Source organism: uncultured Devosia sp., from assembly GCF_913055165.1.
Taxonomy (GTDB): Bacteria; Pseudomonadota; Alphaproteobacteria; order Rhizobiales; family Devosiaceae; genus Devosia.
In genome coordinates this window covers 22,908-37,205 of record NZ_CAJXJS010000024.1, presented here as the reverse complement: position 1 = coordinate 37,205, position 14,298 = coordinate 22,908, and the positions used below count along the sequence as shown (strand labels likewise).

General features: G+C 61.7%; 13 protein-coding genes. 6 read left to right on the top strand and 7 right to left on the bottom strand.

The features are described from left to right. Positions 1-11: 11 nt before the first annotated feature. From lpxD to QZ564_RS09895, 4 genes are read left to right on the top strand one after another with little or no spacing between them, the layout of a single operon-like run. Complete coding sequence (gene lpxD / locus QZ564_RS09910; protein ID WP_297108661.1) at positions 12-1,040, top strand: UDP-3-O-(3-hydroxymyristoyl)glucosamine N-acyltransferase; 1,029 nt, start codon at positions 12-14, stop codon at positions 1,038-1,040. Continuing rightward, entirely contained in the window at positions 1,037-1,510 is a 474-nt protein-coding gene (gene fabZ / locus QZ564_RS09905) for a 3-hydroxyacyl-ACP dehydratase FabZ (protein ID WP_297108658.1), read from the top strand. The genes lpxD and fabZ overlap by 4 nt, the downstream gene beginning before the upstream one ends. Beyond that, complete coding sequence (gene lpxA / locus QZ564_RS09900) at positions 1,507-2,316, top strand: acyl-ACP--UDP-N-acetylglucosamine O-acyltransferase (RefSeq protein WP_297108655.1); 810 nt, start codon at positions 1,507-1,509, stop codon at positions 2,314-2,316. Before fabZ ends, lpxA begins: the two co-directional genes overlap by 4 nt. A gap of 19 nt (positions 2,317-2,335) precedes the next feature. Next, positions 2,336-3,481: a lipid-A-disaccharide synthase gene (locus QZ564_RS09895; protein ID WP_297108652.1), complete on the top strand. Its 1,146-nt coding sequence runs from the start codon at positions 2,336-2,338 to the stop codon at positions 3,479-3,481. Here the strand turns inward: QZ564_RS09895 and gltA are convergent. Next, positions 3,460-4,749, bottom strand: a complete 1,290-nt coding sequence (gene gltA / locus QZ564_RS09890) for a citrate synthase (protein ID WP_297108649.1) — start codon at positions 4,747-4,749, stop codon at positions 3,460-3,462. The genes QZ564_RS09895 and gltA overlap by 22 nt on opposite strands. A 183-nt stretch (positions 4,750-4,932) precedes the next feature. Continuing rightward, complete coding sequence (gene gltX / locus QZ564_RS09885) at positions 4,933-6,348, bottom strand: glutamate--tRNA ligase (RefSeq protein WP_297108646.1); 1,416 nt, start codon at positions 6,346-6,348, stop codon at positions 4,933-4,935. 212 nt (positions 6,349-6,560) lie between these two features. Between gltX and QZ564_RS09880 the strand changes: the two genes are divergently transcribed. Continuing rightward, complete coding sequence (locus tag QZ564_RS09880) at positions 6,561-8,567, top strand: ComEC/Rec2 family competence protein (protein ID WP_297108641.1); 2,007 nt, start codon at positions 6,561-6,563, stop codon at positions 8,565-8,567. A gap of 12 nt (positions 8,568-8,579) precedes the next feature. Here the strand turns inward: QZ564_RS09880 and QZ564_RS09875 are convergent, their stop codons facing one another. From QZ564_RS09875 to QZ564_RS09865, 3 genes are read right to left on the bottom strand one after another with little or no spacing between them, the layout of a single operon-like run. Next, positions 8,580-9,455, bottom strand: coding sequence for an SMP-30/gluconolactonase/LRE family protein (locus QZ564_RS09875; RefSeq protein ID WP_297108638.1), 876 nt, complete (start codon positions 9,453-9,455; stop codon positions 8,580-8,582). Next, complete coding sequence (locus tag QZ564_RS09870) at positions 9,452-10,063, bottom strand: 2-dehydro-3-deoxy-6-phosphogalactonate aldolase (protein WP_297108635.1); 612 nt, start codon at positions 10,061-10,063, stop codon at positions 9,452-9,454. The genes QZ564_RS09875 and QZ564_RS09870 overlap by 4 nt, the downstream gene beginning before the upstream one ends. Positions 10,064-10,072: 9 nt before the next feature. Further along, positions 10,073-10,990, bottom strand: a complete 918-nt coding sequence (locus tag QZ564_RS09865) for a 2-dehydro-3-deoxygalactonokinase (protein ID WP_297108633.1) — start codon at positions 10,988-10,990, stop codon at positions 10,073-10,075. A 286-nt stretch (positions 10,991-11,276) separates the two neighbouring features. Here QZ564_RS09865 and QZ564_RS09860 point away from each other — a divergent pair, with 286 nt between their 5' ends. Continuing rightward, the gene (locus QZ564_RS09860) at positions 11,277-13,085 is read left to right on the top strand and encodes an IlvD/Edd family dehydratase (RefSeq protein WP_297108629.1); all 1,809 of its coding nucleotides are present in this window, start codon (positions 11,277-11,279) and stop codon (positions 13,083-13,085) included. A 50-nt stretch (positions 13,086-13,135) separates the two neighbouring features. Here QZ564_RS09860 and QZ564_RS09855 read toward each other — a convergent pair whose 3' ends face one another. Both QZ564_RS09855 and lexA read right to left on the bottom strand, forming a co-directional pair. Beyond that, entirely contained in the window at positions 13,136-13,486 is a 351-nt protein-coding gene (locus QZ564_RS09855) for a nuclear transport factor 2 family protein (RefSeq protein ID WP_297108626.1), read from the bottom strand. Between the two features lie 28 nt (positions 13,487-13,514). Next, the gene (lexA, locus tag QZ564_RS09850) at positions 13,515-14,231 is read right to left on the bottom strand and encodes a transcriptional repressor LexA (RefSeq protein WP_297108623.1); all 717 of its coding nucleotides are present in this window, start codon (positions 14,229-14,231) and stop codon (positions 13,515-13,517) included. Between the last annotated feature and the right edge of the window lie 67 nt (positions 14,232-14,298).

The window sequence follows — 14,298 nt, the reverse complement described above, 5'->3', positions numbered from 1 at the left end:
TAAGTGGCATCATGGTCGATACCCGATTTCATCGCTTCGCCGGTCCGCTGACTTTGGGTGCCTTGCTAACCCAGATCGGCCAATCGGGTCTGGTCACGACCATCTCCGATCCGGATCATCTCGTCACTGGCGTGGCCGAACTGGACCTCGCCGAGGCCGGCGATCTGGCCCTCGCCGCACAGCCAAGCTATGTCGAAGAACTGCGCCGTACGGCCGCTGGTGCGGTACTGGTTGCGCCGGCACTGCGAGACGCAGTGCCTGCCGGTAGCATTCCCGTCGCCATCGATCGTCCGCACAACATCTTCGCCGACATTCTGGATGCGCTATATCCCTCGAGCACGCGGTCGATCATTGCCGCCGGCCGCGAAGACCTGGGTGCACCGGTATTCGAGCGCGACGTCACGCTGGGTACCAATGTCGTCGTTGGTGCGGGCGTCGAGATCGGGCGTGGCACCGTAATTGGCGCCAACACCGTGATTGGTGCCGGGGTAACTATCGGTCGGAACTGCGTGATCGCTGCCAATTGCACCATTGATTGCGCTCATTTGGGCAATGAGGTCGTCTTGCACTCTGGCGTCCGCATAGGCACGGAAGGCTTTGGCTGGCTCGATTTTGGCCAGACCAACCGCAAGATACCTCAACTGGGCCGGGTCATCGTTCAGGACCGCGTTGAGATCGGTGCGAACAGCACCATCGATCGTGGTGCCCTGGGAGATACGGTCCTGGGCGAGGGGACCAAAATCGATAACCTCGTTCAGATCGGCCACAATTGCCGTATCGGGCGCAATTGCCTGATCGCGGCCATGAGCGGCCTGTCTGGCTCCACCATTGTTGGTGATGGCGTACTCATGGGCGGCGGCGTCGGCACATCGGGTCACCTGACCATAGGCGACGGCTCAGTCATTCATGGCCGGGCTGCGGTGACCAAGGATTGGCCTGCCGGTTCAAAACTTGCTGGCGCTCCGGCGCAGGATATAAGAGATTTTTGGCGTGAACTCGCCGTTGTGCGGAAACTGTCGAAGGGGGAGAAGCGGGGATGAACGAAACCGCCGCCGTCACCGAACTCAATGCCATGAACATCGCCGAGATCCTCGAGGCGCTGCCCCATCGCTATCCGTTCCTGATGATCGACAAGATCGTCGAGATTAATGGTGACGAATCCGCCATTGGCGTGAAGAACGTCACGTTTAACGAGCCCATCTTTCTCGGGCATTTTCCCAACAACCCAATCTTTCCGGGTGTGCTGATCATCGAGGGCATGGCGCAAACCGCCGGCGCCATCGTTATCAAGCATGACTCGACTGGCGGCCGGAAGAACATCGTCCTCATGCTGGGCGTGGACAATGCCAGATTCCGCAAACCGGCAGGGCCGGGCGATACCATCGAGTTTCATATTTCCAAGATGCACCGCCGACGCAATGTCGGTCGCTATGAAGCCAAGGCCAAGGTCAACGGCACTGTTATTGCCGAGGCCGAAATCACCGCGATGATCGTCGGGGCGGAAGCGTGACAAGTCCGGCAGTTCACCCGACGGCGATTGTCGCCGAAGGGGCGAGGCTGGGCGAAGGCGTGTGTATCGGACCATACAGCATCGTCGGGCCCAACGTTGTGCTCGGCGACAATGTGGAACTGGTGTCGCATGCGGTGGTTGAAGGCAACACCACCATCGGCGCAGGCACGCGGATCTTTCCGTTTGCCTCGGTCGGCCACGAGCCACAGGACCTCAAGTTTCACGGCGAGCAGTCACGGCTCGAAATCGGCGACAATTGCACCATCCGAGAATCGGTCACCATCAACCCGGGCACCGAAAATGGCGGCATGCTCACCAAGATCGGGAATAACTGCCTGGTGATGGCCAACGCCCATGTTGCCCATGACGCCATCGTGGGCAACAATGTCGTCATGGCCAATTATGTCGGCATCGCTGGCCATGTACATGTCGGCGACAATGTCATCTTCGGCGGCACCTGCGTGATCCACCAGTTCACGCGCATCGGTGCGCATGCCTTCATCGGCGCGCAGTCCATGGTCGATGGCGATGTCATTCCCTACGGCATGGCCGTTGGAAACCGTGCAGTTCTGACCGGTCTCAATCTGATTGGCCTCAAGCGCCGTGGCTTTGATCGTGAGGCTATCCATCGCCTGCGTGCGGCCTATCGGCAGATCTTTGCCAGCGAAGGCACGCTGCGCGAGCGGGTCGAAGACGCAGCGGAAATCTTCCGCGACGATGCGCTTGTGCAGGACGTCGTCCGATTCATTGCCGATGCCGAGGATCGGCCAATCCTGCTGCCCCGTAACGGTCACGAAACCGAATAGCCATCCGGTCGGGGGCCTCATGAGTGACACCCTGAGCCTGTTCATTCTTGCCGGCGAGCCATCGGGTGACCGTATTGCGGCCGACCTGATTGCGCGTCTGCGCGCCCGCGTTGACCTGAACCTGTCCGGCGTTGGCGGAGACGAGCTGGCGGCACAGGGGCTGCACTCGCTCTTTCCCATGTCCGACCTGGCGGTTATGGGCGTCACGGATGTCATTCTGAACCTGCCGCGGATTCTGTGGCGGCTCGAGCAGGCGGCACGGGCGATCCTGGCTGCGAACCCCGATGTGGTGGTTCTGGTCGACGCGCAGGACTTCTCGCGGCTCCTCGCAGCGCGCTTGCGCAAGCGCGGCTTCCGCGGGCAATTGATCCTTTATGTCGCGCCCTCGGTCTGGGCGCGCAATCCGGAGCGGGCAGCGCGGTTGACGCCATTATTCGATGCTGTGCTGGCCGTGCTGCCGTTCGAGCCAGAGGCCATGAACCGGCTCGGAGGCCCGCCCACATCCTATGTCGGCCATCCGGCGCTTGCTGAGGCGCTGCCGGCGCCTGAGGTCCCGGAGAAAGGCCCGCTCATCCTTCTGCCTGGTAGCCGCGGCGGTGAATTGCGGCGGCATCTTCCCATGTTCGCCACGCTGGCGGCAGAATTGGCCGGACGGCCAGAAGTGACCGAACTGGTCATGCCAACTCTGCCCAGGTTGAGACAGCGCTTGGCCGAAGTGACGGCGACCTGGCCGGTACCGGTGCGAATTGAAGACACCAGGGCAGCGCGCCGCCAGCTCTATGCCGAAGCGATTGCGGCGGTCTGTGTGTCCGGCACCGTCACTCTGGAGCTGGCTCTGGCGCGGGTGCCCATGGTCGTCGTTTACGCGCTCGACGGACATCAGGCACGTATTTACGCGAGGCTTGGACGCCCGTCGGTGTCGCTGCCCAATATCATCCTCCAGCGCACAGTCGCGCCCGAATTCGTGGAGGCGACGCTGCCGCTGGAGAAGGTGGGGGACGCCGTCCAGGCGCTGTTGGAAAACAAGAAAGCCCGCCAGGACCAGATGTCGGCCTTTGGCGAGCTCTTCAAGTTGATGGAGGACGGGACGCCTCCCTATGGACGGCAGGACCCGGCAGAGCAGGTCCTGTCCATCTGGCGCGATCAGCGGCTGCTGATCGGCTGATAGTCGCGAGCGGTGGCGCCATTATAGAGCTGGCGCGGACGACCGATCTTCTTTTGCGGATCGCCGATCATTTCCTTCCACTGGCTGATCCAGCCAACGGTACGGGCAACGGCGAACAGCACGGTGAACATGGAGGTCGGGAAGCCGATCGCGTCCAGGATCACGCCCGAGTAGAAGTCGACATTCGGGTAGAGCTTGCGGTCGATGAAGTACTGGTCCTCAAGCGCGATGCGCTCGAGTTCCTGCGCCACCTGTAGTGTCGGATTGTTGTGCACACCCAGGATTTCGAGCACTTCCTTGGCGGTCTGCTGCATCACCTTGGCGCGCGGATCGAAGTTCTTGTAGACCCGGTGGCCGAAGCCCATCAGGCGGAACGGATCGTTCTTGTCCTTGGCGCGCTCGATGAACTCCGGAATGCGGTCCACCGTGCCGATTTCGCGCAACATGTTGAGGCAGGCCTCATTGGCGCCGCCATGGGCAGGGCCCCAGAGACAGGCCACGCCGGCCGCGATACAGGCAAAGGGGTTGGCGTCGGACGAACCGGACAGACGCACCGTCGAGGTAGACGCGTTCTGCTCGTGATCGGCATGGAGCGTGAAGATCAGATCCATCGCGCGGGCGATCTTGGGATCGACCTTGTATTCCTCGGCCGGGACCGAGAAGCACATGTGCAGGAAATTCGCGGCGTAATCGAGATCGTTGCGCGGATAGACGAAGGGCTGACCCACCGAATATTTGTAGGCCATGGCCGCAATCGTCGGCATCTTGGCGATCATGCGGATCGAGGCGATCTCCCGCTGTTGCGGGTCGTTGATGTCGGTCGAGTCATGGTAGAACGCAGCCATCGCACCCACCACGCCGGTCATGATGGCCATGGGGTGCGCGTCGCGGCGGAAGCCGCGATAGAAATAGTGCATCTGCTCGTGCACCATGGTGTGGCGCGTCACCAGCTGCTCGAATTCCTTGTACTGGGTCTGCGTCGGCAACTCGCCGTAGAGCAGCAGATAGCAGACTTCGAGATAGTTGGAGCTTTCGGCCAGCTGCTCAATGGGGTAGCCGCGATAAAGTAGTTCGCCCTTGTCGCCGTCGATATAGGTGATGGCGCTGTCGCATGCGGCCGTCGAGGTGAAACCTGGATCGTAGGTGAACAGGCCCGTCTTGGCGTAAAGCGAACGGATATCCATCACATCGGGACCAACCGAACCACTCAGAATGGGAAATTCGTGGGTCTGATCACCGATGACGAGTTTGGCGACTTTTTCGGTCATTGAGCTCTCCTCGCTACACCCCTTCACCCGCAGGAAAGGACAGACGATGCGGGCCCGGGGCCGGCGCCATGGAAGCGCCGATTTTCCGGTGCAGAGGTATCAGGTCTTGCCTATCGCAAGCAACTGATAGGTGAGTATGACTTATCTATCGGACAGACTCGCGACAGCTTCGCTTGCCGGCGATTACCGCTCGATCTGGTCGCCGAGTCGCGCGAGGCTCTCTTCGCGCCCGATCAGTACCATGACCTCAAAAATCCCCGGAGAAACAGTGCGTCCGGTGAGCGCTGCGCGCAAAGGCTGGGCCAGCTTGCCCAATTTGAGACCCTTCTCTTCGGCGAGGGCACGCATCGCCGCATCGATGGCCGGCACTGACCAATCGGCAAGACCCCCTAACGTATCGGCAACACTCCGGAGCACCTGACGGGAGTCTTCGGTCAGAAGGGCGGCGGCCGCGGCATCGGGCGTGATGGGGCGCAGGGCATAGATGAATTGCGCCAGATCGATCAGCTCCAGCACTGTCTTGGCACGCGGCTGCAATTCGGGCAGGGCGGCCAGAACGGTATTGTGGTTGTCCGTCAGCCCCTTGGCGTCAGCGTCGCGGCCGATCTCCTTGGCCGTCTCGATCATCACCGAATAGAGATAGGCGGGGTCCGCCTCCCGGATGTAGTGGCCGTTGATGTTCTCGAGTTTGACGAAGTCGAAGCGCGCCGCGCCCTTGTTGAGGGCCTCAAGGCTGAACCATTCCACCATCTGATCGGTGGTGAATATCTCGTCGTCACCATGGCTCCAGCCCAGACGCGCCAGATAATTCCGCAGCGCCTCAGGCAGATATCCCATCTGCCGATAGGCCTCGACACCAAGCGCCCCGTGCCGCTTCGAGAGCTTGGCACCATCCGGTCCATGGATCAGCGGGATATGCGCCATCTCAGGAACAGTCCAGCCCATGGCGTTGTAGATAATGATCTGACGCGCCGCATTGGTCAGGTGGTCGTCGCCGCGGATGATATGGGTGACCCCCATGTCGTGGTCGTCCACCACCACCGCGTGCATATAGGTGGGTGTGCCGTCCGAACGCAGGATGATGAAATCGTCCAGGTTCTCCGTCTTGAACACAACCTCGCCTTGGACATGGTCGCGCACCACGATCTCACCGGTCAGTGGCGCCTTGATGCGAATGACGGGCTTGATGTCCGAAGGCGCCTCCGACGGATCACGGTCGCGCCAATAGCCGTTATAGCGTGGCGGCTTGCCGGCGGCGCGGGCCTCCTCGCGCATCTGTTCCAGCTCCTGGGGCGAGCAATAGCAATAATAAGCGTGCCCCATGCGAACCAGCTCATGCGCAACTTCGGCGTGACGGGCGGCGCGCGCGAACTGGCTGATCGGTTCACCCTCCCAGTCCAGGCCCAACCACTTCAGCCCATCGATCAGGGCCGTGACGGCGGCCTCTGTCGAGCGCTCGCGGTCGGTATCTTCAATGCGCAGCAGCATCTTGCCGCCCTGGTTCTTCGCATAGGCCCAGCTGAACAGCGCCGTACGCGCCCCGCCAATATGCAGGTAGCCTGTGGGAGAAGGAGCAAAACGGGTGACGACCTGGGACATTGGTAACCGGAAGGATTTGAGGAATTGCGGGCCGTGTGTAGCATAGGCGGGCTTGAGCGCAAGGGCGGGGGCGCATGGGGGCTGGGCAAAGAAATTCGGCAGTCGGTTCTGGACTGACGCTGCGGCTGCAAGCGCCAGGCGACGAACCTGCCTGGCCCGGACGCGGTGCTCACCCATGGTACCAGGATCTTGCCAAGGCGGCAGACGCCGCGATGGGGCAGCGACGGCTCTTCGTGCTCCTGCCGTTTTCCATGATCCTGGGGCTGATCCTCTACGCTGTACTCCCCAGCGAACCCCACATTTTGTATTACGCTGCAGGTTTCATCGCCGCGCTGCTGGCGATCGCTCTGTCGCTGGGACAGCGATCGCTGTCGACCTTCAGGATTGTCACGCAATTGTTCGCGGTATGGCTGGGTTTCTGCCTGCTGCCGCTGCATGGCCATGTCTTCGGCACGCAAATGCTGGCTTATCCGGCATACGGCACCTATGAGGCGGTCATCGACGAGGTACTGTCGGCCGACCAGGGGCGAAGCCGCGTCATCGTCTCCGAAATAGTTCCTCTGGAAGACGCCCGGGAGGTTCCGATCCGACGGGCCCGGCTGTTGCTGGCAACCGACCTTCAGCTGTCACCCGGCGACCGCATACGCGCCGCGCTGCGGCTGGCGCCCATTCCAGGACCAGTCCTGCCGGGTGCCCATGACGGGCAATTTCACGCCTATTTCGCGGGGGTGGGGGCCTATGGATCAGCAACCGGCGCCATCACCCGCCTGTCCGGAGCGGACGCTGTCAGCCTCGCGCGCCTGGTTCAAGACCTTCGCACGTCGATCGGTAAGCGCATTGATGCCATTTTGATTGACCAGACCGCGGCCATTGCCAAAGCCATGGTCATTGGCGACCAGAGCGCCATCAGCGACCAGACCCGTGATGTGATGGCGGCTTCTGGGCTGGCCCATATCTATTCGATCTCCGGCCTGCATCTGTCCATCGTCGCCGGTGGCATTTTCTGGCTCTTGCGCTTGGCGCTGGCCTCGGTGCCGGCTCTGGTGGCCTGGCCCGTCAAGCAGATCGCGGCGCTGGTCGGTATCCTGGCGGCGTTCCTCTATCTGCTTCTCGCTGGCGGCCCCGACAATGTTCCCGCCTTTCGCTCCACGCTCATGCTCGCACTGATCTTTGGCGCCGTGCTGGCCGGGCGCCAGGCGCTGACAATGCGCAACGTGGCTATTGCGGCGATCGTTATCATCCTCATCGATCCCGCCAGCATATTTCGGCCCAGCTTCCAATTGTCCTTTGCAGCGGTGGTCGGCCTGATCGGTATTTACGAAATGCCGCGCCCATATCCGGCCGGTCCCCGGGGGCGTGTGGCCCATATCGGTGGTGTCGTCGCGGCAACCGCCTGGACCAGCCTGATAGCCGGACTGGCGACGCTGCTGTTCTCGGCCTATCACTTCCAGCAGACCGCTCCATTGGGCGTGATCGGCAATGTTCTGGCCCTTCCCTTCGTTGGGCTCGTCATCATGCCCTTTGGCGTCTTGTCCGTGCTGGCCATGCCATTCGGCCTGGACGCGCCATGCCTGCACATCATGGGTTGGGGGATCGACCGCATGGTGGACGTCGCCGAGATGGTGGCGGCCTGGAGCCAGGGCTGGACCGGTAACCCATTGCTTGCTGGTTGGACGTTGGGCCTTGGTCTGTTCGCCCTGGCGTGGTTCGCCTTCTTGGAAAGCCGCTGGCGGCTGCTGGCTCCAGCTTCGGTCGTGCCGCTAGTGCTCCTGTTTGGGCTGGAGCCGCGGCCTGACATCCTGATTGCCGATACCACCCAGGCGATCGCAGTTCGAGACGCCAATGGCATGGCGCTGGTGAGTGGGCGCACCGGCAGTTTTGCCGTGGACGTCTGGAGCGACCATTTCCAAACCGAGATTGCCGGCACGCATCCGGCAGCACGGTGCGACAGCCTGGGCTGCATTGTCACAACGCCGGACTATTCCGTGGCTGTGGTGCGCAATGCGGCAGCCTTCGCCGAAGACTGCGGCCGCCACGACCTGCTCATCGCCCGTATCTATCCACCGCAGCACTGTTTCTCCGGCGGGCAGGTGATTGGGCCTCATCAGCTTCTGGCTGGCGGCGTCCACTGGCTCGCCTGGAACGGCGGGGCAGGGCGCTTTGATATTCGCCCTGCCATCCAGACGCTGGATCGACCATGGCGCGTCCCGCAAAGATAGTGGGGCGGCCGCTCAGAGCTTGATTGGGTATTCCGGCTGACCAGCGACATCGAGATCGATGTAGAAGACGCCGCCCGCTACTTTCTCGGCGGCCAATTGCTCGGCCGACATTGCCTTGTTGGCGGTCGTCAGGAACAAACGTTTCAGGTCCTTGCCGCCAAAGGCCGGGCAGGTGACCTGGCTGACAGGCACCTCGATGATCCTGTCTATGCGCCCGTCCGGCGTGTAGCGGATCACGCAGGATCCGCCCCAGCGGGCGTTCCAGAGAAACCCTTCGCTGTCGACCACCGCCCCATCGGGATAGCCGCGATGTTCGGAAACGTCGGCGAACAGTTCCCATTCCCCCACCGGCAATCCGGTCTCAGGGTCGGTAGCACATTTCAGGATCTTCTGGTCCGGCGTATCCGTCCAGTACGCGGTCTTCCCATCGGGCGAAAAACAGGTGGCATTGGGAATCGCCGCATTGGAAATGATCTTGGTCAGCTGGCCGGCACGATAGTGATAGACGGCCCCGTCCTTGGGGCCCTCATCCTTCACCATCGTCCCGATCCAGAACGCGCCCGATGGGTGAACGCGGCTGTCATTCGTGCGATTCGTCGTCACATCCCGCTCGATGTCCACCAGATGTTCGATCTTACCGGTAACAAGGTTGAAGCGCTTCAATCCGGTCTCGGCGGCCAGCGCCAGCGTGTCGTTGTCGACAATCGCTGCCGCCGCGACGATCTCGTCGAAGTGCCACTCACCCACTGGCGCTCCATCCGCATTGGCGGCGAACAGGGTGCGATTATTGATATCGAACCAGAACAGTGCCTGCCGGCCGGCATGCCAGAAGGGCCCTTCGCCCAGTGCACATTGACTGTCGACCAGCAGCTTTGCGGTTTCCGTCACTTCGAGGCTCCCTTGTCATATGCGGCCACGGCTAACCGCGCCCTCTCGCCTACATCGGCCACGCTCATTCCCGGTTTGAAGAGATAGGTGCCAAGCCCAAATCCCGTGCAACCGACAGCAAAGAACTCGTCGAAATTGTCGGGATTGGCTCCGCCCACGGCATAGAGTGGCAGGTCAGGCGGCAGCACCGCTTTGATCGCCTTGATCCCCTTGGCGCCAAGGACTTCGGCCGGGAAAAACTTGAGGCCAGTGGCCCCGGCGCGAATGGCCGAGAAAGCATCGGTCGGCGAAAAGACACCGGGATAGGACTTGAGCCCAAGGCGCACGGTTTCCGCTATCACTTCGGGATTGGTGTCTGGTGATACGATGAATGTCCCGCCAGCGGCCGCAACCGCGCGCACATCTTCTGAGGTAAGGACCGTGCCTGCGCCAATTTCAGCGCGGTCCGACAGGGCATCTGCCGCCTGGCCGATGCTGTCGACAGCGTTGGGCGAATTGAGTGGCACTTCGATCAGCGTGATACCTGCTTCCACCAGCGCGGTGCAGACAGGTACGGCCTCATCGGGCGTAATGCCGCGCAGAATGGCGATGATATGGCGATGAGTCACGAGCAATCCTCAGGATAGCGAAGTGCGGGCGGCCTTGAGTCCAGCCAGCATGACTTCGGTTGAGTTGACGAGGCGACCGGCAGCACCGGCCATGTTCAGGACCTGTGCATATAGGGCACACAGCTTTTCCGAGCCGATCAGGGGCACTGGCTCACTGGCAATCTGGTCGCGGCGCGACGCAATTTCAGTGCCGATGAGGAGGCCGGAAAGGTAGCCCGCGCACCAAGCAGAGCTTTTACCCGAGAGCAGCGATGCCGCGCGCACGCGGAACAACTGGCCCAGCAAATCGGCGGGATTGGTCAGGCCGGTCTCCGCACCTTCGGCGAATCCCGCGTCGCCGTCTTCACCGGCGAGCGGTTCAACCAGGGAATGGCGCAAGACCGAATGGGTCCTGAGGAGGTCGAACATTTCGCCGGTCATGGCGGTGGCGAAGTCCATGATGCTCGTGCCGTCCAGCCGGGCCCACTTTGAATGCGTACCTGGCATACAGACCAGTCCCGAATAGCCCGGGGACACAGTTGCCAGGCCAAGGAGCTGGGTTTCCTCGCCGCGCATGACGTTTTCGCCGCCCTGTCGCTGGCAGACGCCGGGCAGAATGGAAACCCGGAGCCGCTGGTCATTGGCGGCTGGATGTACGGCGCCCTGGCCCAGCCCACCAAGGTCGGTGGGCGCTTCGAGATAGGGCGCTTCCATCCAACCCTGCCTGGCACCCGCCATGCCGCAAATGACGATATCCAGTGCGCGCTCGGCGACACCAAGCTTGCCGAGAACCTCATCGAGCGCATCCGGGAACTGTTCGCGCGCCAGCTTGCCCATCCCCTTGTCGGAGGTCGCCGAGGCGATTTCCACGCCGCTCTCACCTATGGCCCAGGCGCGCAGATTGGATGTGCCCCAATCCACCGCAACCCATGCGATCGTCTCAGCCAAAGCAGTTCCCTTCGTTCATCGCAGCGGCGCGACCCTAGAATGTGCTGTCACCCTTGAACAGCCCAGTCTCCACCGCCGCATCAATAGCGGGGAGCGGGCCCTTCCGCATCTCGCCCAGTAAGTTCCACCCCTTGAATGGGCAGATATCCCGTCAGGGATGCATAGTCACGACTGATTTGTATGATTTTTTGCATCAGACCCATTCACAGGCAATTTTCGCGTGATAGAACGGTTCTCACCAAGGCCCTCAATCCGCGTCCTGGCGGACTAGCAAGGAACAGGCAAGATGACTGCAGACAATGGCGCCACCGGCGGCCGCAAGCTTCGCTCGCGCGCATGGTTCGACAATCCTGATAATCCGGACATGACCGCGCTCTATCTGGAGCGGTACATGAACTTCGGTGTGTCGCGCGAGGAGTTGCAGTCGGGCAAGCCGATCATCGGCATTGCCCAGACCGGCTCGGACTTGAGCCCCTGTAATCGCCACCACATGGTGCTTGCCGAACGCGTCCGCGAAGGTATCCGCGAGGCCGGCGGCATCGCCATCGAATTTCCGGTGCATCCAATTCAGGAAACCGGCAAGCGTCCGACCGCCGGCCTGGATCGCAACCTGGCCTATCTCGGTCTTGTCGAAGTGCTCTACGGCTATCCGCTGGATGGTGTGGTGCTCACCATTGGCTGCGACAAGACTACGCCTGCCATGCTGATGGGTGCGGCCACCGTCAATATTCCGGCGATCGCCCTCTCGGTCGGCCCGATGCTGAACGGCTGGCACAAGGGCGAGCGCACCGGCTCGGGCACCATCGTTTGGAAGGCCCGGCAGATGCTGGCCGCCGGTGAGATCGACTATCCAAAGTTCATCGAACTGGTCGCGTCATCCGCGCCATCCACCGGCTATTGCAACACCATGGGCACGGCCTCGACCATGAACTCGCTGGCCGAGGCGCTGGGCATGCAGCTGCCCGGGTCGGCGGCCATTCCCGCGCCCTATCGCGACCGCCAGGAAATGGCCTGGCGCACCGGCAAGCGCGCCGTGGAAATGGTGCATGAGGATCTGAAACCCTCGGACATTCTGACCAAGGAAAACTTCCTCAACGCCATCGTCGTCAACTCCGCCATCGGTGGCTCCACCAACGCGCCGATCCATATCAACGCCATCGCCAAGCATATTGGCGTCGACCTCAATATCGACGAGTGGCAGCAGCACGGCCACAAGGTGCCGCTACTGGTAAACCTGCAGCCTGCCGGCGAATATCTGGGTGAGGACTACTACCACGCCGGTGGCGTACCGGCAGTGGTCAACGAGTTGATGAAGCAGGGCCTCATCCACGAGAACGCCCCGACCGTCAACGGCAAGACCATTGGCGAGAACTGCGCCAACACGCCCATTGAGGACGACAAGGTCATCCGCCATTTCGACAATCCGCTCAAGGCCGAGGCCGGTTTCCTCGTCCTGCGCGGCAACCTCTTCGACAACGCGATCATGAAGACCAGCGTTATCAGCCAGGAATTCAAGGAGCGCTATCTCTCCGACCCCGCCCATCCGGGCATGTTCGAAGGCAAGGCCGTGGTCTTTGACGGACCAGAGGATTACCACCACCGCATCGACGATCCGGCGCTCGAAATCGACGAGAATACGCTGCTGTTCATGCGTGGGGCCGGCCCGATCGGCTATCCCGGTGCTGCCGAGGTGGTCAACATGCGTCCCCCGGCCTACCTGATCAAGAAGGGTATCTCATCGCTGGCCTGCATTGGTGATGGCCGGCAATCGGGTACCTCCGGCTCGCCCTCTATCCTCAACGCGTCGCCCGAAGCGGCAGCAGGCGGCAATCTCGCCATTCTCAAGACTGGTGATCGCGTCCGCATCGATCTCAATAAGGGTGAAGCCGATATCCTCATCTCCGATGAGGAAATCGCCAACAGGCGTGCAGCTCTGGAAGCGGAAGGCGGCTACAAGTTCCCCAAGCACCAGACGCCATGGCAGGAAATCCAGCGCGGCTTGGTCGGACAACTCGGCGAGGGCGCCATTCTCAAACCCGCCGAAAAATACCAGCGCATCGCCCAGACCGAGGGCCTGCCCCGCGACAATCACTGAGGCATTGCCCGACACGCAACAAAGAAGGCCCGCCAGTCTGGCGGGCCTTTTCATTTGGGCTCTGCACTGAGGTGCTCGTGTACAATCACCCAGCCGCGCGGTTCTCGGCGCAGTACCGTTGTCCCGCGACCGCCTCCCTCGATCCACTTTCCATCGACCATGCCACGCCATCGAAATCGGTAGATGCAGCAGGCACAGGCCTCATCCCCGGAGAGCCAAACCAGGTCCTCCAGCCAATAATGCTCATCGTTGATCCCCGCCCATGTCGCTTCAAAGGCCTGACGGGCGGCGGCTATCCCCTTGTGCGAACCTGAATTGAACCAGAAAACGACATCTTCGGACAACACCGGCAGCAACGCATCAAAGCGGCCTTGATTGATCGTTTCGCCGTAAAAGCCCATCGCCTCCTGAGGCGAAGGAAATCCCATCTCAGTACTTGCGCAGCAGCCCGACGAGCCGGCCTTGTACCTTGACACGATCCGGCGGGAAGATGCGGGTCTCATATGCGGGGTTGGCTGCTTCAAGCGCTACCGTGTCACCCTTGCGGCGCAGGCGCTTGAGCGTAGCTTCCTCATCATCGACCAGCGCCACGATGATTTCGCCGGTCGATGCATGCTCCTGCTTCTTGATCAGCACCGTATCGCCGTCGAAAATCCCGGCCTCGATCATGGAGTCGCCCCGAACCTCAAGGGCATAGTGCTCGCCCGCCCCAAGCATTTCCGGGGGCACTGCGATAGTATGGGAATGGGTCTGGATCGCTTCAATGGGCGTGCCCGCAGCGATCCGCCCCATGACCGGAATGGAGACCGGACGGACATAGTCTTCGCCCGGGCTGCCGGATCGGGCCGGGGGGCTGGCGACCTTGCCCAGATTGCCTTCGATGACAGCCGGCTCGAACCGTGCCTTGCGGCCGCCCAGCGAGGGGTTCATCGAATCGGGGAGCTTGACCACCTCGAGCGCGCGCGCCCGGTTGGGCAGCCGCCGGATGAAGCCGCGCTCCTCAAGGGCCGTTATCAGCCGGTGGATGCCGGATTTGGACGCCAGATCAAGGGCATCCTTCATCTCGTCGAAGCTCGGGGGAATACCGCTCTCCTTCATCCTTTCATGGATGAACATCAGCAGCTCGTGTTGTTTGCGTGTCAGCATTGGCCCCACAACCCCAGAATCGGAACATAGACGGAACGACCATACATGTTCCAGTTATGTTCTGCAA

What these genes read in the sequence shown, in the direction of transcription:
- lpxD (WP_297108661.1), top strand. Translation starts at nt 12, where the DNA reads ATGGTCGATACCCGATTTCATCGCTTCGCCGGTCCGCTGACTTTGGGT.
- fabZ (WP_297108658.1), top strand. Translation starts at nt 1,037, where the DNA reads ATGAACGAAACCGCCGCCGTCACCGAACTCAATGCCATGAACATCGCC.
- QZ564_RS09895 (WP_297108652.1), top strand. Translation starts at nt 2,336, where the DNA reads ATGAGTGACACCCTGAGCCTGTTCATTCTTGCCGGCGAGCCATCGGGT.
- gltA (WP_297108649.1), bottom strand. Translation starts at nt 4,749, where the DNA reads ATGACCGAAAAAGTCGCCAAACTCGTCATCGGTGATCAGACCCACGAA.
- gltX (WP_297108646.1), bottom strand. Translation starts at nt 6,348, where the DNA reads ATGTCCCAGGTCGTCACCCGTTTTGCTCCTTCTCCCACAGGCTACCTG.
- QZ564_RS09880 (WP_297108641.1), top strand. Translation starts at nt 6,561, where the DNA reads ATGGGGCAGCGACGGCTCTTCGTGCTCCTGCCGTTTTCCATGATCCTG.
- QZ564_RS09860 (WP_297108629.1), top strand. Translation starts at nt 11,277, where the DNA reads ATGACTGCAGACAATGGCGCCACCGGCGGCCGCAAGCTTCGCTCGCGC.
- QZ564_RS09855 (WP_297108626.1), bottom strand. Translation starts at nt 13,486, where the DNA reads ATGGGCTTTTACGGCGAAACGATCAATCAAGGCCGCTTTGATGCGTTG.
- lexA (WP_297108623.1), bottom strand. Translation starts at nt 14,231, where the DNA reads ATGCTGACACGCAAACAACACGAGCTGCTGATGTTCATCCATGAAAGG.